We start from the raw sequence: 16,854 nt of genomic DNA, 5'->3' as shown, positions 1-16,854 counted from the left end.
CCCCAAATCGACTAGTCGCCTGATATTTTCGAAAATCCTCCATCAAAGCAAGATGCGGTTCCTGATCATCGGTGATTTTGCGAAACCGATGCAGGCCGATCGACGGGAATCTGGAAAAAGATACTCAGGCCGGTGGAGCTGAGGATCAGTGTCTCGATCCAGCCTATCGCTGCTAATAGTCCGGTCGATTGCATGAAGGGCGTTCCTGCGAAAATGATCGAGACCGGTCAGACAAATCGGTCAACCCTGGCTGGTACCGGTGCCAGCCAATCTCACTTGGCATCCGCGAAGCCCGGGTGCAATGGCTCTGACGACCATCCAAAAACGATGTGTGGACTTACCTTATAGCGCCGCGCCCATAGGGCGTGGCGCCGACGCCAACGCAGGCTTGAGTACCAGCCACAATGCCGGGCGAAGCGATCTGGTCACCATGGTTGACATTCCTTTCTTGGGCAGCACCGCCAGCGAGTCGGCCACAACCAAGGTACAATCTTGGGTTCAGATCAACCTGCCCATATGCATCCGCCCAGAGGAACTCGCTCCCACACCATTGTGCGCATTGGGAATTTCAGAAACTTATAGAAACCATCAAGAAACATATTGTCATTTTTCGATTTACATGGTGGTAGTGTCGGTCGTGTAGAAGCGGCAATAAGTGGGGCATATGCGCAAGGTGCAGCCTATTATATTTGCGTTTGGCCTGTTCTGGGTCGGAAGCGCGATCGCATCTGAAACGGTCACCTACCAATATGACGCGAAGGGGCGATTGGTGAAGCTTGTCCGAACCGGCACGGTCAATAATGGCGTGACGACCGAATATACCCACGACAAAGCGGATAACCGCATCAACGCGAAGACGACGGGCGCGCCCTGATCCTGAGGCGCCCCGCTTCACTTCATTCTCTTATGGCGGAACAGATATATGACGACCTCCCGTCAGGTTGCGCGTTATCGCGCGCGCCGCACGCTTCTTGGACTTGGTACCATTCTTTGCTCGGGGCTGGTTTCGCCTGTTTGGGGGCAAGTCGCCTCTACTCCTCCCGTCCGTACCTCCATTGATGGCAACGGCGTCGATCTGTTCCTGGGCACGATGAATGTAGACGGTCCTGTGCTGACCGCCGGAGGAAACGGAACCCAAGGACTGATCTGGCGAAAATTCAACCATGGCGGCGGCTGGGGCGATAATCTCGTTGCAACGCTGAACGTCAGTGGAAACACCGCTTATGTCAGCTTTGGCGCCACATCGGATCGCTTCACCATTTCAGGATCGACCTATACCCCGACCGAAGGCAATGGCGCATCGCTCTCGCTGAGCGGCTCGGTTTATACTTATACCATGAACGACGGCACGGTCGTTCATTTTAGTACGACCCGAGTCGGAGCCTATCCCTATGCGACGAATGCCGCTGTCGTATCGGACGTTACTCGCCCTTCGGGAGAAACGATTACTTATGCTTATACAGGTGTGCAATATTGCACCTCAGTAAAGCCAAGTTCATCAGGCACGATCTGTCTCGTTAAGAAAACTGCCTACAAGATAAGTTCCGTTACCAATAACTCCGGCTATATCGTGGCTTTTGGTTATCCTGCCATCGATCCGCCAGAGATGGACCAGGTTACTCCTGCATCCTATTTCGACGCTTGGGGAACGATCACCAGCGCCGTGATGTCGAATACCAAAATCTCTGGCAGCAGCGCGCGTTCCCAGTCTTTTAGTTCCACTACGAGTGGCGGCAACAGCTATTACAATATCACCGATGCCATGAGCCGGACGACCAGTTATCGCATGACTGGTACAAACGTAACGGGAATCACGCGGCCTGGTAGTGGCAGCGAAGATATCACAGTGACTTATGACGGATCGAACCGGGTATCGAGCGTCAAGACAGCGGCGGGCACGACCAGCTATGGATATGCCGACGCCGGCAGCAGCCGGACGACGACCGTCACCGACCCGCTCAACCACGTCAGCACCTATGTGTTCGACATTGCTTCGCAACGAATGACTTCGGCAACCGATGCGACGAGCAAGACGAGCAGTTGGCAATATGATGGCAATGGGCGTGTCACTCAGGCCACGGCTCCCGAAGGCAATTACACGCAATATAGCTATGACGGCTATGGCAACGTTACCCAGACTACATCCGTTGCCAAGTCAGGAAGCGGTCTTGCGAATCTGTCCACATCAGCATCCTATCCCTGTTCGAGCACGGCGACCTGCGACAAGCCGCAATGGACCAAGGACGCCAAAGGCAACCAGACCGACTACGCCTATAATCTGACCACAGGCACCCTCAGCGCCATCACGGCTCCTGCCGATGCCGCTGGCAGACGCCCAACCACGACCTATAGCTATACCGCCGTCAATGGCGTGCAGATGGTAACAGGCAGTTCGATCTGCGGGACTGCCGCTTCTTGCACTGGCACAGCCAATGAGCGCAAGGCCAGCATAGCCTATAACGCCAATGGCTTGCCCACGACGATCACTGTGCAGGCCGGGGATGGATCGGTCATATCATCCATTACCAACGCCTATGACGATGTCGGCAACGTCATCAGCGTGGATGGCCCGCTGGCAGGCAGCGACGACATCGTCACCTATCGTTATGATGCCAATCGTGAACGGATCGGTATCGTGTCCGCTGATCCCGATGGCGGGGGTGCGCTCAAGCGCCGTGCGGTGCGGAACAGCTATGATGCGAAAGGTCGTCTGACGCTTGTGCAAACCGGTACCGTCACGGACGCAAGCGATACCGCATGGAATAATTTCGCGGAAAGTTATCGCCTTACCAAAGTCTATGACGCGGTCGACCGCATCTATCGGCAGACCATCTGGTCGAATGGCGTTGATTATGCTGTGGCCGACTATGTGTATGATGGCGCGAGCCGCCTATCCTGTTCGATCAGATATATGGATCCAGCACAATGGGGACCACAGGCCACGAGTTGCGCGCCGCTGCAAACCAATGGACCCAAAGGCCCGGATCGCGTCGTAAAATATAGCTATGACAATGCCAATCGTCTGCTCAAGACGACCAATGGCTATGGTTTGGCCGAGCAGTCGGACGATGTGACGGTCGCCTATACCAACAACGGCCAACAGCAGAGCGTGACCGACGCCAATGGCAATGTCACGACCTATGGCTATGATGGCTTCGATCGCCTTTCCTCCACGACCTATCCGGGGGGCAGTTATGAGCAACTGGGATACGACGCTAACGGCAATGTAACCTCGCGCCGCCTGCGCGATGGGCAGATCATCAACTATGGCTACGACGCGCTCGATCGTATGACGTCGATCGATCGGCCTGCCGGCGAATATGACACCAATATCGCCTATGACCTCTGGGGTGACGTGAACACCGTCAGCCGTCCGGCCGACGGCGTCACGCAAACATTTGCCTACGACGCCTTGGGGCGGGTGCTGAGCGAAGGGCAACCCTTCGGGGCGATGAGCTATCAATATGATGGCGCTGGTCACCGCACGCGGGCGACGTGGCAGGACGGCTTCTATGTGAACTATAGCTATCTTGTAACCGGCGAGATGAGCGCGATCCTCGACAGCGGGAACAATGTACTGGTGACCTTCGGCTATGACGATCTGGGCCGGCGGACCAGCCTGTCCCGCGCCAACGGGACGACGACCAGTTACAGCTATGATCCTGCCTCACGCCAGTCGCAACTGGTGCAGGACCTGGCGGGCACCGGGCAGGATCAGACCCTGACCTTCGGCTATAATCCGGCAAACCAGATCAGCAGTCGAACCGCATCCAACGACACCTATGCCTGGAACGGGGTCTATAACATCAACCGCGCCTATACGGTGAATGGTCTCAATCAATATACAAGCGCGGGAGCAGCGAGCTTCAGCTATGACACACGCGGAAACCTGACGGGCGACGGCACGACGAGCTTCGGCTATACCGTCGACAACATGCTCAAGACCGCGAGCAACGGGGTAAGCCTCTATTATGATGCGCTAGGCCGCCTGTCGGAATATGACACGACCGTCTCGACGCGGATGATGTATGATGGCGCCAATCTTGCTGCGGAGATCGCCAACCCGTCAGGCGCTGTGCTCCGTCGCTATGTCTATGGCCCCAACAGTGACGAACCCCTGATCTGGTATGAAGGTTCGGGTACGGGGGATCGGCGCTGGCTGCATGCCGACGAGCGCGGCTCTATCATCGCCGTCACCAATGACAGCGGCAGCGCTATCGCCATCAACAGCTATGATGAATATGGCATCCCCAAGGCCGGAAACCTCGGCCGCTTCCAGTACACAGGCCAGAAATGGCTCGCTGAACTGGGCCTCTATGACTATAAGGCCCGCATGTACTCGCCCACCCTCGGACGGTTCATGCAGACCGATCCCATCGGATATGGCGATGGGATCAACTGGTATAACTACGCCAAATCCGATCCGGTGAATGGGAGTGATCCCAGTGGGCTTTTTGAAGCCGGCTATGCTGATATCGTGGTCACTGGATCTAGAGGCGGTGGCGGAAATAGCGGAAATATTGGCCGAGGTAATATAGGCGGTATCAACCCCATTCCGCGCAATTACGGCGATGATGACGCGAACATTACCGTTACTGCTCAACCGAAGCCAAAGCGAAAGCCAAAGCCAACACCAGGAAAAGGAATGCCGCAAAATATGGTGGATGATCCAGGTTGCGCGGGAGCCTTGCGCGAGGAAGGTCAGATTGACTATGAAGCGACGGTTAGCACGCTGATTGTCGGTGGTGGTATTACAGGGTCATTCGGCACTTTCCGAAATGCCAAGACCGGAACGGCAGGCAGTTTCTACTCGCTTGGCGGCGGTGGTGGAGCGGAACTGGGCGTCACGCAGGTATCGGGCACTGCTAGAAGCTTGGCTCTCCTGAACGGTGGCGGCGTGTCACTCAACGTTGGCGTGGGATTGTTCAGCTATTCTGCAAACGCCTCTCTCGGCAAGAAGAGTGTCACAACAGCCGGTGACGCTTCTGGGTATGGAGCCGGGGGGCTGGCTCTCGGTGTATCTGGAACTATGACTGGGACCAAACTCTATGGATGCAAGGTCAAAGGCAGATGAAGGGCAAGAAGGCTTACTTGTGGGCGTTACTGATATGCCTAGCGCCGTTCCTCGCATTCTTTCTCTGGAACGATAATACTCCGAACGGTGCAGAGATTGATGACAAGCGACCATTTTTAGGTTGCTACACTTATCGCGATCAAATTGTTGTCAGGCTTGAAAACGATAAGATGTTGGATGACGCTGGTAACACTATATCGCAGGTGAGGAGAATGCTGCATTTAAAGCGAGATGAAGTAGTGAATACGGTAGGCGAACTGTTCTTTGATCCCGCGAAGGGCGCTGTAGACGCGGGAGAGAGAAAGACGGGGTTCTTCTACACATTCCAGAAGCGAGGAGGATCGGTCTCCCTGCTACTGCCTGATAGGGATGGCAAGGTTCATGAGTTAAATCGAGCGGAATGTCCAAGATAGCGGCTTTCGGTAAGTCGCAAAAGGATGATGGCATAGATTGGGGATGTGTGGGGTCCGCCGCCAAGAAGAACGCAATATCACTAGAGACTGTTATGAACCTGCGACGATAGTGATGGCCTGCTTCATCATAAGGTAGGCGAAAGCGATGACATCAAGTCCTGCGAGTGTTTCGGCATAGCGTTCATAGTCTTTGACGAGGCGGCGGAAGCGCGCCGCTCAAGCGAATGACCGCTCGACTACCCAGGGGCGCGGCAAGAGGACGAAGCTGCGCTTGGCCTCGGGCAGTTTGACGACTTCCAGCGAGATGCCATGTTTGGCTGCGGCATTGGCGGCCCGCTCACCGGCATAGCCCTGGTCGACCCAGGCGATCTCGACATGGTCGTCGGTGACGGCCTGCACGGTGTGCGCGAGCCGTTCCACTTCACCGCGATCCTCGGCGCTGGCAGGCGCTACATGGAGCGCAAGCGGTTGAGGCTAAGGCTCGCGCCGCTGCTGTTGGTCACAGCGATGATGCTGCCGCGCTCATCGGCGTGCAGCCAACGGCGATCGGTCGTGCCAGACCCCTCGTACCGACGGCATGCTGCTATTTCGGGTTGACGCCTTTCTGGCAAAACTGATTGACTAGGCTCGTTCTGACGCCTGCACTCTTTTCGATTGCTTCCTCCAATCGTCTTCGTTCATCATTATAATTGCAAATATCGTAATTTCCATTACGCCTTACCGCGTCAACGTAAGTAATAATGTACGAATAATTTTTGAACATCCGTGATGAATTGATATCATTTATGAGCAGATCAATTGCCGTTTTTCCTCTCGATCCCACCTCATTTAGAAGTGATTCATCCGACGGGCTGTAGTAATTTATCAATAATTTATTGAGATGATAAACTTCACGATCAGAGAGTTCCTTTGCGTTATCTTTCCAACTATCTCTTGACTGGCAGAAAAAACTTTCTTGTTTACATAAATCTGGCTTCGAGCAGGCGGAAGCGGTGGTGATCAGCATGGCCGCGATAACTGCTATAATCCTCACGGGCACATTCCTGCTTTCTGTGAATTCATCTGCGCAGCGTAAAGTTTTGCCGTAGCTTCAAGCATATTGCCGTCATAATTTCCGGCTCCGCTGAGCCAGCCCATTGCAGACGACATCCCATAATCATAATAGAACCGCGACGATCCTAACAAAGAAAACTGAGCAGTATGAGCGATTTCTTCAAATCCACCTGCAGATCCAAAATTTGCAAACTCGTTGAAATAGCGCGGCTGAACATAAATGGTGCTGCCCTGTGTTACTGCTCGATTCGTAGAAGAATTGAATGCTTTCTTCGTGAAGAAGCCAGCATTATCGTCGAGGCCAGAAACGAATTTCACATCGTTGAGGTGAGAGCTCGGCAATCCGCGTTTGGAAAGTTCATTCGCGAGAAATGATTTCTGACAATCATTTAATTTTTGCGTCGCGGGAAGGGAGCCACCCCCACCTGGCTCTGCTCCACCGATATTTCCACCCCCTCCGGGTCTAATCACCGGATTGCCTGGAGCAGATGGAGGGGCAGGTCTCTGTCCTGTAACAACGCCTACTACGGGACCCAGGTTTTCATCCTTCTCATTTGGTGTCGGATTTCTGGGTTGCCTGTAATTGCTGCCCCGTATTCTTTTTCCACCTTCCAGCCCGCTAGGGTCGGTACTGTTTACAGGATCATTACCGACATAGGCATAGATGTTCATGCCATCGGCATAGCCGATGGGGTCGGTCTGGAGGAACCTGCCGAGGGTGGGGGAGTAGATGCGGGCCTTGTAATAATACATGTTGAGGCCCGACAGCCAGGCTTGGCCGGTATATTGGAACCGGCCCAGATTGGTGGAGGCAGGAATGCCATATTCATCATAGCGGTTGAGGCCAAGGCTCGCGCCGCTGCTGTTGGTCACAGCGATGATGCTGCCGCGCTCATCGGCGTGCAGCCAACGGCGATCGGCCGTGCCCGACCCCTCATACCAGACGACCGGCTCATCTGCGCCGGGACCATAGACATAACGGCGTGTGATCGCACCGGAGGGATTGGCCACTTCCGCTGCCATATGCCCACCATCATAGGTGAAGCGCGTCGAGACGCTGGTGTTATATTCGTGCAAACGGCCCAACGGGTCATAGTGGAGCGTGACCCCGCCCGTCGCTGAGTTCAACCGGTTCTCAGAGCCATAGCTATAGCTGTTGGTGCCATCACCCGTCAGGTTGCCACGCCCGTCATAGCTGAAGCTGGCGGCGCCGGCCGTAGCATATTGGTTACGGCCGTTGCTCGCATAGGGGCGCGTGACATTCACATGGCCGGTCCAGGCATAGCTGTCGTTGCTGCGCGTCGTCTGCTTGAGCTGATTGGCCGGATTATAGCCAAAGCCCAGTGTGAGGTCCTGCGCCGTGCCCGCCAGGTTCTGCGTCATCGACGAGAGGCGCGAGATCGCGTCGGGCGTGTAGCTGGCGCTGGTGCCGTTGCCAAACGCCGTGCCGGTCCGGAAGCCCAGGTCATTATAGCTGTAGGTCGCCAGCACGCCAATGCCTGAGGTCGCCCCATTCTCGCGGATCCTGGTCATGGCGCCCATCATGTCATAATCATAATTGACATAGAAGCCGTCATTCCAGGTCGCCTTGGTCCGACGTCCGGCAAGGTCATATTCGTACGTCATCGATCCGAACGTTTGCCCCTCGGTGATGAGCCGGCCCAGAGCGTCATAGCCGTTGGTGAGGGTCACTCCGTCAGCGGGCCTTTGCATCAGCGTGGTGCGACCAAGAAGGTCATAGCCGTAGTTCACGTCCGCTTCGGTTCCGGGGAGGTTCTTCAGCGTCACCCGATTGAGATTATCATAGGTGTAGCCGATATTCTGCCCATCGCGCAGGCGCGTGTTGGTGACATTGCTGTTAGCGTCATAGGTCAGCTGGACATAGTCGGTGGTCGAGCTGGTTCCGGCACCCTTCGCGCTATTGGGATAGCGCGTCTTCACCAGCCGGTCGAAGCCGTCATATTCATAGGTGGTCAGATTGTTCTCACCATCCCTGTCCGTGAGTTGCTGGCCATTGTTGCCGTAGGTCGCGGCCCATGTGGTGGCCGCTGCGGCGGTGCCAACACCCTCCTCGACGCTCGTTGCCCGACCAACGGCATCATAGTTGGTCCTGACCACGCGGTCGGAGCCATTGGGACCGGTCGTCTGCAGCGGCGTGCAACTGCTGGCCTGCGGCCCCCAATTGGCAGGGTTCATATATGTCACCGAACAGGACGGACGACCCAGCGCGTCATAGATATAATCCGCAACCGCATAGTCCACGCCATTGGACCAGATCGTCTGGCGGTTCATCCGGCCGTTGCCGTCATAGACGTTCGTAAGACGGTAGCTTTCCGCAAAATTATTCCAGGCCGTGTCTCCCTGATCGGTGACGTTGCCGGTCTGGACTAAAGTCACCTGGCCGTCCCCATTATAGCTTATGCGCTGCGCAAGGGGCTTGCGAGACCCCACGCCATCGGGATCAGGCGTAATGACACCGACTATCTGGCGCGCCGCGTCATAGCGATAGCGCGTCGTGTCCGCGCTCCCCGCCAGAGGCCCATCTACCGTCAGGCGATTGCCAATGGCATCATAGCTATAAGCCGTCGTCGCCGTCAGCGCGCCATTACCCGAACCAGATGATACACTCAAAGGCAAAAGGTTGGTGCTGCTGCTGGCCGAACCGCCTTGATAGGCTATGACTGTCTTCGTCTCATCCCCTGTCCCCGTGCAACTGGCCGTCGTCGCGCAGGCGGAAACAGATGTCAGCCGATAGATTGCGGAGCCGGCCGTGATCGCATTGGATCCGTTTTTATACCATGCGCTGGCGCTGCCATAGCTGTAGCGCGTTTGCGGCCTGACGGCACCGCCACTGGGGGCGGGCGATGTCACCGACAATAGACCGCCATGGGTCGCATCATAGGCATAGTTGGTAACCTGGCCCCTGGCGTCCGTCGTGGTTTCCGGCTGGTTGCAGATTTTGGGATTGGTGCAGCTTGCCGGATAGCTGGCGGAAGTGACGATATTGGCGAGCCCGGAACCCGATTTGGCGACCTGCGTGGTCGTCAGGATATTGCCGCGTGCATCATAGGCATAGCTGACATAATTCCCTTCGGGTTGCGTGATCCTCGTCAGACGGCCATTGCCGTCATATTGGAAGGACGTCAGTTTCCCCAGTTCATCCTGCACCGACTGCGGGCGACCGATGTTCAGGTCGGACGTGACCGTACGGGTATGCGAAAGGCTGTCCGTACGCACTGTCGTCGCGGTGGTGCCCGATACGGTGCGATTATAGGCCCATGTGACCGCTCCATCGCTGAGCGAAGTGACACCATTGGTCCCATAGGCAATGGTCACATTGTCGGAACTCTTGGCCGGCGACTTGATGCCGGTCAGCTTGCCCGCAGAGGTGGTGAAACGCCAGACGCGCCCACCCGGATCGGTAATGCTCAACTGGTCCGAGACGGAATGATCATATGTGGCGGTGGGCCAGCTTTGTGTCAGGCTCGTGCAATCAAACGCATCCGGATCGCAAGAGTCGACGGCCCTGTTGATGAACTTGATCCATTGCCGCCTGATCCAATTGGGCCGAGCGGCTATGCTGGTGCTGTCCGACAGATAGCGGATCTTCATCATATAGCCGCGATTGTCATGGACCGTTTTCAGGCGATAGGACACCCGGATCGATTGACATTCCTCCCCGCCGGTACAGATGGAGGTTACGTCCCACACCAGATTTATTTTGTAGCCGTTGGGCCGGGTGATCGTATCGGGAAGGCCGCAGGCCATCATTCCACCCGAAGACTGGCACCCCCCATCTCCTACGAGGGTTACGGAGGGCGTGAGTGGATCATACGGAACATTATATGTGATGATAGTGCCGTCTGATGCGGTAAACGTATAGAAGGTGTTGCTGCCATCCACGCTCAAGGTTGCGCCATTGGCTTTCGCATTGACGAAAGTCGTGCCGCTAAGAGTGAAGCGTTCCGATATATTGCCGAAGACGACACGCACATCTCCCCCCATGCGAATGAGCGTGCCGCTCCAATTGTCGCTCCAGCCCGCCTCACCCCAGTAGCGAACCATGGCAAGCGCTTCATCGCCTTCCCCGATCGAACCTTCGGTCATGGAGAAGTTGTAGCTGCCCTTGACCGAATCGACGCCATTTTCGTCGACCGAGAGCCACGCGGGCGGTGCCGTGCCGAGGCTTTGCGCGACGGCCGGCACGGAAACGGAAGCGAGAATGGCTGAAATGGCCAGCAGCGCGCTACGCGCACGCATCGGCCCACGCTCGACCTGGATCGAGTTCGTCATGATGGTCCCCTGTTGGCAGGCGTGATGGAAAAGCGACCGTCTATTGCGGGTCAGGCTAGCTGGGTGCGCCCGTCACTTTGACGCTGGAGCGATTGTCGGCCTTGTCGATGACATATTCGGTCGTGATGCCGTTGTTGACCGTGCCTGAGCGCTCGACCTTTATGACCTGGCCCCGTGCGTCATAGGTGTAGGTGATGGTTTCGTTGGCGTGCGCCACTATGGGCGCGCAGCAGGCTACGACAAGCACAAGCGATTTCACCAGCTTCATGATTTTCCCCCGTTTCACTACGCAACCTAAGCAGTTCGGCCAGCCGATGACAAGATATCGGACTTTCAAACAATGTTTGTCATAAATTGGCCGACGCTCCTCGCTGGTTCCTGCGGGCGGATATAGCCTTTCAAGAGAGCGATGGCCTGCCAGTCTTCCGGGTTCCCAGCTCGCATCAGGCGGGCGCCCGCGTCCCACATCATCGGCGCGCCGATGATGTGGGCCGTCACAAACCTTCCCGACCTTCACGCGGCAGGTGGAATCACGCAGCCTACCAAACTCCCATCGTGCGGCTATACGCATCCCCCTGAAAACTCGCTTATTCCCCCGCCTCGCCTGCGCACTTTTCGTGTCGGTTTTGATGCACCAGTCGAAAGGGCAGTGACGCGGCACAGGCTGGGGGCCGCATGGCGATTTGCAGCTCCCGTGCGCTGATGCATTTTGATGCACCTGTGATGTGAGCCCCTGGCACTGGACCAGCGGGCCGCCTTTCAGGCACACCAAAGCCTCTTGCGCCCGTTGGGGAGCAATCGCGCCGCCAAGGGCGGTGCGTTCCACCTCTCCACCGGAGGGGATTTGTGGGAGGAATATCGCTTATGAGCCTGGGTCCTCTGACCTGCGCACGGCGAAGCCGTTCCTTCTATATATCCATGCCAGGATTCTGGCTGCTGGATGAACTCGCGTTACTTTCCAGCAAAAGCCCCATGCGGCCGAGGGTTGCGGCAAGCGTTTCGTCGTCGATCATCGCGTGCATACGCCGGTTGGCCGGCAGAGATGCCAACATGGCCTCCGTCTCTTGCGCAACCGTCTCGCGGCGATGGGCATCATCGACCGGCGCTGGCCCCTTGCCAACGATCCGCTCGACCATCCGCCGTGCCGCTGCCGGGAGACAGAAGCGATAAGCATTGGTGATCTGGCGCACCTGCGGTCCAAAGCCCTCATTGCCGGTCGGCTCGGTCCTGCGGATCCATTCCAGGAAGCCATGCTCTCTCAATCGGGCCATGGCCTGGACGATCGCGGCCCGGGATCGGCGCAGCTGCCGCATCAGATAATCGATCGAGGGCTCGAGCCTGCCGGTCTTGTAGTCGACGATGCGGTAAAGCTCGCGCAGCAGTTCCAGCGCGATATGACCAAGTGGCCCATTGCGCTTGCCTGCCTGTTTGCGCTGGCGATCATAGGCCTCGGCCGCCCGGATATGTGCCCATTTGTCCTTTGGGTTCACCGGCCGCCAGAAGCGGCCCTCGCGCGCCCCGGCATGATAGCTGTTGCGGCGAACGGGCTGAAAGGTCCGCCGCGCCTTGTGCTCGATACCCGTGGCGATCTCGAAAAGGGAGCGCGCGCTCATGCGGCGCCTCCTTCAGCCCAACTGCCCCTTAGCGGCGTGGACCTTCCAGCAGCGCCATGGCCGGCGGCATATCCTTCATCAACAGGTCCGCCCACTCCTGCACGATCTCGCGCCGTCGCGGCATATAGGCAGCCCGGTTGTAGCTCGCTTCCACACCCTCGGGAATGTGCGCCAGCATCAGGTCGATGATCGCCCGGTCCCCTGCAAGGCCCTGCGCCTGCGCCCGCTCGTTCATGATCGTGGAGAAGGTTGAGCGCCACCCATGCGGCACATGTCGCCCATGGGAGACAAGACGGTTGTAGAGATAGCCGACCGCATTCTCGCTGATTGGCCGATGTACATGGCGCTGGCTGGGAAAGACGAGGCGACTGTAGGGTGCAAAGGCACGCGCGGCTTCCAGCACGTCCTTCGCTTGTTTCGAAAGCGGCAGCATGAAATCGAAGCGCGGATCGATCTTGCGGTCGAGCTTGAGCTTCATCCGTGCAGCCGGGATCCGCCACACCGGTTCGTCCGGGTCCAGCCCTTCCAGCTCCGACCACATTGTCGTTCGCAGGACGCCTTGCCGCAAAGCAGTGAGCGCCAGCATGCGGGACGCGAGCTTGGTCATAGGATGGGCGGGTGCGGCCTCCACCTGCCGCAGCAGCGCGCGGGCTTCCTCTAGCGTGGCGAGTGCGGGCTGCCGTCCCTTGATCAGCGGCTTCAGCGCAGCCCTGATCGGGGCTGCCGGATCGGCATCGGCAAGGCCGGATGCAATGGCATAGGCATAAACGGCCGAGATCCTCTGCCGCACCCTTCTTGCCGTTTCGATGGAAGGCCGGTCCTCGATCGCCCGAATCACCTCCAGCACCATGGGCGAGGTAATGCCCTTGATCGGCAGGGCGCCGATCTTCGGGAACACATCCTGCTCCAGGCTTTTGATCACATCGGCCGCATGGCGCGGCACCCAGCCGCCCAGCTGCTGGCCGTGCCATTCGCGGGCAACCGCCTCGAAGGTCGCTTCCGCTTCCTCCAGCCGTATCGCAGCCAGCTGCTTGGCCTGCAGCGCCGGATCGATACCGCTCCTGAGCAGGCGCGCGCCATTCTCCCGCGCTTCGCGGGCGGCGCTCAGGTTCATGTCGGGATAGCTGCCCAGCACCAGCCGCTTTTCCTTGCCGGCAAAGCGGTACTTCCAGCGCCAGGAACGAAAGCCGGTCCTGGTAACGAACAGGTAGAGACCGTGAGCATCGGAGAGCTTGTAGTCCTTCTCCCCTGCTTTGGCCTTGCGGCATTGCAGGTCGGTCAGCATCCGGTGCCCCCATAACTGCAAATTGATGCCCCCACAGTGCCCCCGAATCGTTCAAGCTTTCACGAGAACATATGAGATACAGGGAGATCGCAGACGCGCAACAAATAACGCATTTCTGCGTACTTTGAGATGATGTGAAGTTATCGGAGAAGAATACTTGGCGGAGCGGGAGGGATTCGAACCCTCGATACGCTTTTGACGTATACTCACTTTCCAGGCGAGCGCCTTCGACCACTCGGCCACCGCTCCGCATTGCTCTGGAAGTGCGGCTCCCTATCGTGCGTCGTCCGGCTAGGCAAGGGGCATTGGACAGTGCTCCTTTACTTTATCCCGCTATCCCTGTTTGATCGCGATATGACCCATCGCTTTTGCGCCGCGCTGCTTGCCGTTCTGACCGCTGCTCCTGCCATCGCCGCCGATCCGCCCGCCACGCCGGCGGCTGTCGTGGCGCAGGCGCCGGCTGCGGCCTGGCGCGCCATCCCCGCCGATGCACTGCTGGTCATGACCATCGAAGGCGGCAAGCGGGTGGTCATCCAGCTCGCGCCGGCCTTCTCGCCGCGGCACGTCGCCAATATCCAGGCGCTGGCAAGGGCGCATTGGTGGGACGGCACCAGCATCAACCGGGTGCAGGATAATTATGTCGTGCAATGGGGTGACGCGACCGAGAAGAAGTCGATGCCACCGGGCCTGACCGCCACCAGCCCGCTCGATTATGCTGTACCGCTGGCCAATCGGCGGTTGCAGGTCACGCCTTTGCCCTATGCCGATCCCTATGCGCCCACGACCGGCTATGTCGGTGGCTGGCCGGTGGCGATGGATGGGACGTCGGCCTGGCTGCCGCATTGCTACGGCTATGTCGGGGTCGGCCGCAACCTCTCGCCCGACGCCGGGACCGGGGCAGAGCTATATGCCGTGATCGGCCAGGCGCCGCGCCAGCTCGACCGCAATATCGCCGTGGTCGGCCGGGTGATCGATGGCATGGCAAATCTTTCCAGCCTGCCGCGTGGTTCGGGCGAACTGGGCTTTTATACGGCGCAGGAGCATCAGGTGCCGATCCTTTCCATCCGCTTGGCCAGCGACCTGCCTGATGCGGAACGGCCGCGCTTCCAGGAGATGGATGTCGCCTCACGGAGCTTTGCCGACTATCTGCGCCTGCGCGCCAACCGGAAGGATGATTTTTATGATCGTCCGGCCGGCGGCGTCGACCTTTGTAACGCGCCGGTGCCGGTCAGGGCTGCGCCTTAAGCCCACGCAAGCGGTAGCCGCGCCAGTCGCGGATGCGACGGATGGCGAAGCTGGTGCGGATCGCCGATACGCCCGGCAGGCGGGCGAGGCAGTCGCGGTGGATGTCGTCGAACCCTTTAAGGTCGGCGGCGGCGACACGGAGCAGATAGTCGGCATGGCCCGCCATCAGATGGCATTCCAATATTTCGGGGAAGTCTGCGGCCGCCGCTTCGAACCGGTCCATCGCCTCGCGGCTCTGGCTGGTGAGCGAGATTTCGACGAAGGCGTGGAGGTCCAAGCCGAGCACTACCGGATTGAGGCGGGCGGCATAGCCCGCGATCACGCCGCCATCCTCCAGCGCCTTGACCCGGCGATGGCAGGCGGAGGGCGAAAGGCCGATCAGTTCGCTCAATTCCTGCATGGAACGCTGTGAGTCGGCCTGGAGCGCTTCCATGATCGCAACATCGAACCTATCCATGCAATGAAATTCCGTAAAAGAGGTTTTGTTCGGGATATCATCCTGCCTGTCTCTGTCAAAGGTTCAAAATCAGGGAACATTCGCTGACCGACCCGCGCTATGTTCGGGACACAGCGGCGTGACCCTGTCCGCCCTTTGCTTCTGGAGAGACATGATGATCGTCGGCACCGTCAAAGAGATCAAGAATCACGAATATCGCGTCGGCCTGACGCCTGAGAGCGTGCATGAACTGACCGCGCACGGTCATCGCGTGCTGGTGGAAACCGGCGCGGGCGAGGGCATCGGCGCCAGCGACGCGCTCTATGAGAAGGCAGGCGCCGAGATTATCGCCACTGCCGCCGACATCTTCGCCACTGCCGAGATGATCGTGAAGGTGAAGGAGCCGCAGCCGCAAGAACGCGCCATGCTGCGCCCCGGCCAGATCCTCTACACCTATCTGCACCTTGCGCCCGATCCGGAGCAGACCCGTGACCTGATCGCCAGCGGGGCGACCTGCATCGCTTATGAAACCGTGACTGACGCGTCGGGCGGCCTGCCGCTGCTCAAGCCGATGAGCCAGGTTGCCGGCCGCATGTCGATCCAGGCCGGCGCGACCGCGCTGGAGAAGGCGCATGGCGGCCGCGGCGTATTGCTGGGCGGCGTGCCGGGCGTGCTGCCGGCCAAGGTTGTGGTGATCGGCGGCGGTGTCGTCGGCTTCAACGCGGCGCAGATGGCGGCGGGCCTGGGCGCCGACGTCACCATCCTCGACCGCAGCCCCGAAGTGCTGGAAAAGCTGGGCATGTATTTCGAGGCGCGGGCCAAGACCCGCTTCTCCAACCGTGCGAACCTTGCCGAATGCGTGGCCGAGGCGGACCTGGTGATTGGCGCGGTGTTGATCCCCGGGGCCGCCGCACCCAAGCTGGTCAGCGCGGAAATGCTCAAGACCATGAAGAAGGGTGCGGTTCTGGTCGATGTCGCGATCGACCAGGGCGGCTGCTTTGAAACCAGCCACGCCACCACCCATGCCGAGCCGACCTATGTGGTCGATGGCGTCGTCCATTATTGCGTCGCCAACATGCCCGGCGCGGTCGCGCGCACCAGCACCTATGCGCTCAACAATGTGACGCTGCCCCATGCCCTGCGCATCGCCGAGTTGGGCTGGAAGGATGCGCTGCGCCGCGATCCGCACCTGCGCGCCGGCCTCAACATCTGGGACGGCAAGGTGACGTATCAGGCGGTGGCAGAGGACCTGGGCTTGCCCTATACTCCGGTGGAAGACGCGATCGCCTGATCCCGGCGTCTCCGGCCGGCCCGAACAAAGTGGCGCCAGCCCCCTTGGGGTTGGCGCCGTTTATTTTTCCGGTGTCGCCAGCCCTGCATTTCCGTACATTGTTTCTCGTTTGCATCCGACCATGGAAGAAGGGCTTGCGGGTTCCCATCCC

At 58.7% G+C, this 16,854-nt stretch carries 10 protein-coding genes, 1 tRNA gene and 1 pseudogene; 4 read left to right on the top strand and 8 right to left on the bottom strand.

Annotated features, from left to right (window positions below):
- Positions 1-922: 922 nt before the first annotated feature.
- Positions 923-5,074, top strand: coding sequence for an RHS repeat-associated core domain-containing protein (locus tag MOK15_RS09810; protein ID WP_242931441.1), 4,152 nt, complete (start codon positions 923-925; stop codon positions 5,072-5,074).
- Positions 5,071-5,487: a hypothetical protein gene (locus MOK15_RS09805; protein WP_242931440.1), complete on the top strand. Its 417-nt coding sequence runs from the start codon at positions 5,071-5,073 to the stop codon at positions 5,485-5,487. Before MOK15_RS09810 ends, MOK15_RS09805 begins: the two co-directional genes overlap by 4 nt.
- Positions 5,488-5,577: 90 nt before the next feature.
- Here MOK15_RS09805 and MOK15_RS09800 read toward each other — a convergent pair.
- From MOK15_RS09800 to MOK15_RS09770, 7 genes and pseudogenes are all read right to left on the bottom strand, one after another.
- Positions 5,578-5,952: pseudogene (locus tag MOK15_RS09800) on the bottom strand (transposase); the annotation flags it as partial.
- Between the two features lie 118 nt (positions 5,953-6,070).
- Positions 6,071-6,493, bottom strand: a complete 423-nt coding sequence (locus MOK15_RS09795; protein WP_242931439.1) for a hypothetical protein — start codon at positions 6,491-6,493, stop codon at positions 6,071-6,073.
- Between the two features lie 23 nt (positions 6,494-6,516).
- On the bottom strand, positions 6,517-10,833 hold the full coding sequence (locus MOK15_RS09790) for an RHS repeat-associated core domain-containing protein (protein WP_242931438.1): 4,317 nt from the start codon (positions 10,831-10,833) through the stop codon (positions 6,517-6,519).
- A 55-nt stretch (positions 10,834-10,888) separates the two neighbouring features.
- Positions 10,889-11,101: a hypothetical protein gene (locus MOK15_RS09785; protein WP_242931437.1), complete on the bottom strand. Its 213-nt coding sequence runs from the start codon at positions 11,099-11,101 to the stop codon at positions 10,889-10,891.
- 640 nt (positions 11,102-11,741) lie between these two features.
- Entirely contained in the window at positions 11,742-12,446 is a 705-nt protein-coding gene (locus MOK15_RS09780; RefSeq protein ID WP_242931436.1) for a replication protein A, read from the bottom strand.
- A gap of 28 nt (positions 12,447-12,474) precedes the next feature.
- Positions 12,475-13,731, bottom strand: a complete 1,257-nt coding sequence (locus tag MOK15_RS09775) for an integrase arm-type DNA-binding domain-containing protein (RefSeq protein WP_242931435.1) — start codon at positions 13,729-13,731, stop codon at positions 12,475-12,477.
- A gap of 158 nt (positions 13,732-13,889) precedes the next feature.
- Positions 13,890-13,980 (bottom strand) — tRNA-Ser (locus MOK15_RS09770).
- Positions 13,981-14,085: 105 nt separating this feature from the next.
- Here MOK15_RS09770 and MOK15_RS09765 point away from each other — a divergent pair.
- Entirely contained in the window at positions 14,086-14,976 is an 891-nt protein-coding gene (locus MOK15_RS09765; protein WP_242931434.1) for a peptidylprolyl isomerase, read from the top strand.
- On the opposite strand, the gene MOK15_RS09760 is transcribed toward MOK15_RS09765, so the two are convergent.
- Positions 14,960-15,433 (bottom strand): Lrp/AsnC family transcriptional regulator, encoded by a 474-nt coding sequence (locus MOK15_RS09760; RefSeq protein ID WP_242931433.1) that lies wholly within the window; start codon positions 15,431-15,433, stop codon positions 14,960-14,962. The genes MOK15_RS09765 and MOK15_RS09760 overlap by 17 nt on opposite strands.
- Positions 15,434-15,587: 154 nt before the next feature.
- On the opposite strand from MOK15_RS09760, the gene ald reads away from it, so the two are divergent.
- Positions 15,588-16,703 carry an alanine dehydrogenase gene (gene ald / locus MOK15_RS09755; protein WP_242932709.1) on the top strand — a complete coding sequence of 372 codons (1,116 nt, stop codon included), beginning with the start codon at positions 15,588-15,590 and terminating at the stop codon, positions 16,701-16,703.
- Positions 16,704-16,854 lie beyond the last annotated feature (151 nt).

This window comes from Sphingobium sp. BYY-5 (assembly GCF_022758885.1).
Taxonomy (GTDB): domain Bacteria; phylum Pseudomonadota; class Alphaproteobacteria; order Sphingomonadales; family Sphingomonadaceae; genus Sphingobium.
The sequence above is the reverse complement of the archived record's forward strand: the minus strand, read 5'-3'. Positions and strand labels throughout refer to the sequence as shown.

Excerpts from the sequence above, each read along its gene's own strand:
- MOK15_RS09810 (WP_242931441.1), top strand. The coding sequence starts at position 923 with ATGACGACCTCCCGTCAGGTTGCGCGTTATCGCGCGCGCCGCACGCTT.
- MOK15_RS09805 (WP_242931440.1), top strand. The coding sequence starts at position 5,071 with ATGAAGGGCAAGAAGGCTTACTTGTGGGCGTTACTGATATGCCTAGCG.
- MOK15_RS09795 (WP_242931439.1), bottom strand. The coding sequence starts at position 6,493 with ATGCTGATCACCACCGCTTCCGCCTGCTCGAAGCCAGATTTATGTAAA.
- MOK15_RS09790 (WP_242931438.1), bottom strand. The coding sequence starts at position 10,833 with ATGACGAACTCGATCCAGGTCGAGCGTGGGCCGATGCGTGCGCGTAGC.
- MOK15_RS09785 (WP_242931437.1), bottom strand. The coding sequence starts at position 11,101 with ATGAAGCTGGTGAAATCGCTTGTGCTTGTCGTAGCCTGCTGCGCGCCC.
- MOK15_RS09780 (WP_242931436.1), bottom strand. The coding sequence starts at position 12,446 with ATGAGCGCGCGCTCCCTTTTCGAGATCGCCACGGGTATCGAGCACAAG.
- MOK15_RS09775 (WP_242931435.1), bottom strand. The coding sequence starts at position 13,731 with ATGCTGACCGACCTGCAATGCCGCAAGGCCAAAGCAGGGGAGAAGGAC.
- MOK15_RS09765 (WP_242931434.1), top strand. The coding sequence starts at position 14,086 with ATGACCCATCGCTTTTGCGCCGCGCTGCTTGCCGTTCTGACCGCTGCT.
- MOK15_RS09760 (WP_242931433.1), bottom strand. The coding sequence starts at position 15,433 with ATGGATAGGTTCGATGTTGCGATCATGGAAGCGCTCCAGGCCGACTCA.
- ald (WP_242932709.1), top strand. The coding sequence starts at position 15,588 with ATGATCGTCGGCACCGTCAAAGAGATCAAGAATCACGAATATCGCGTC.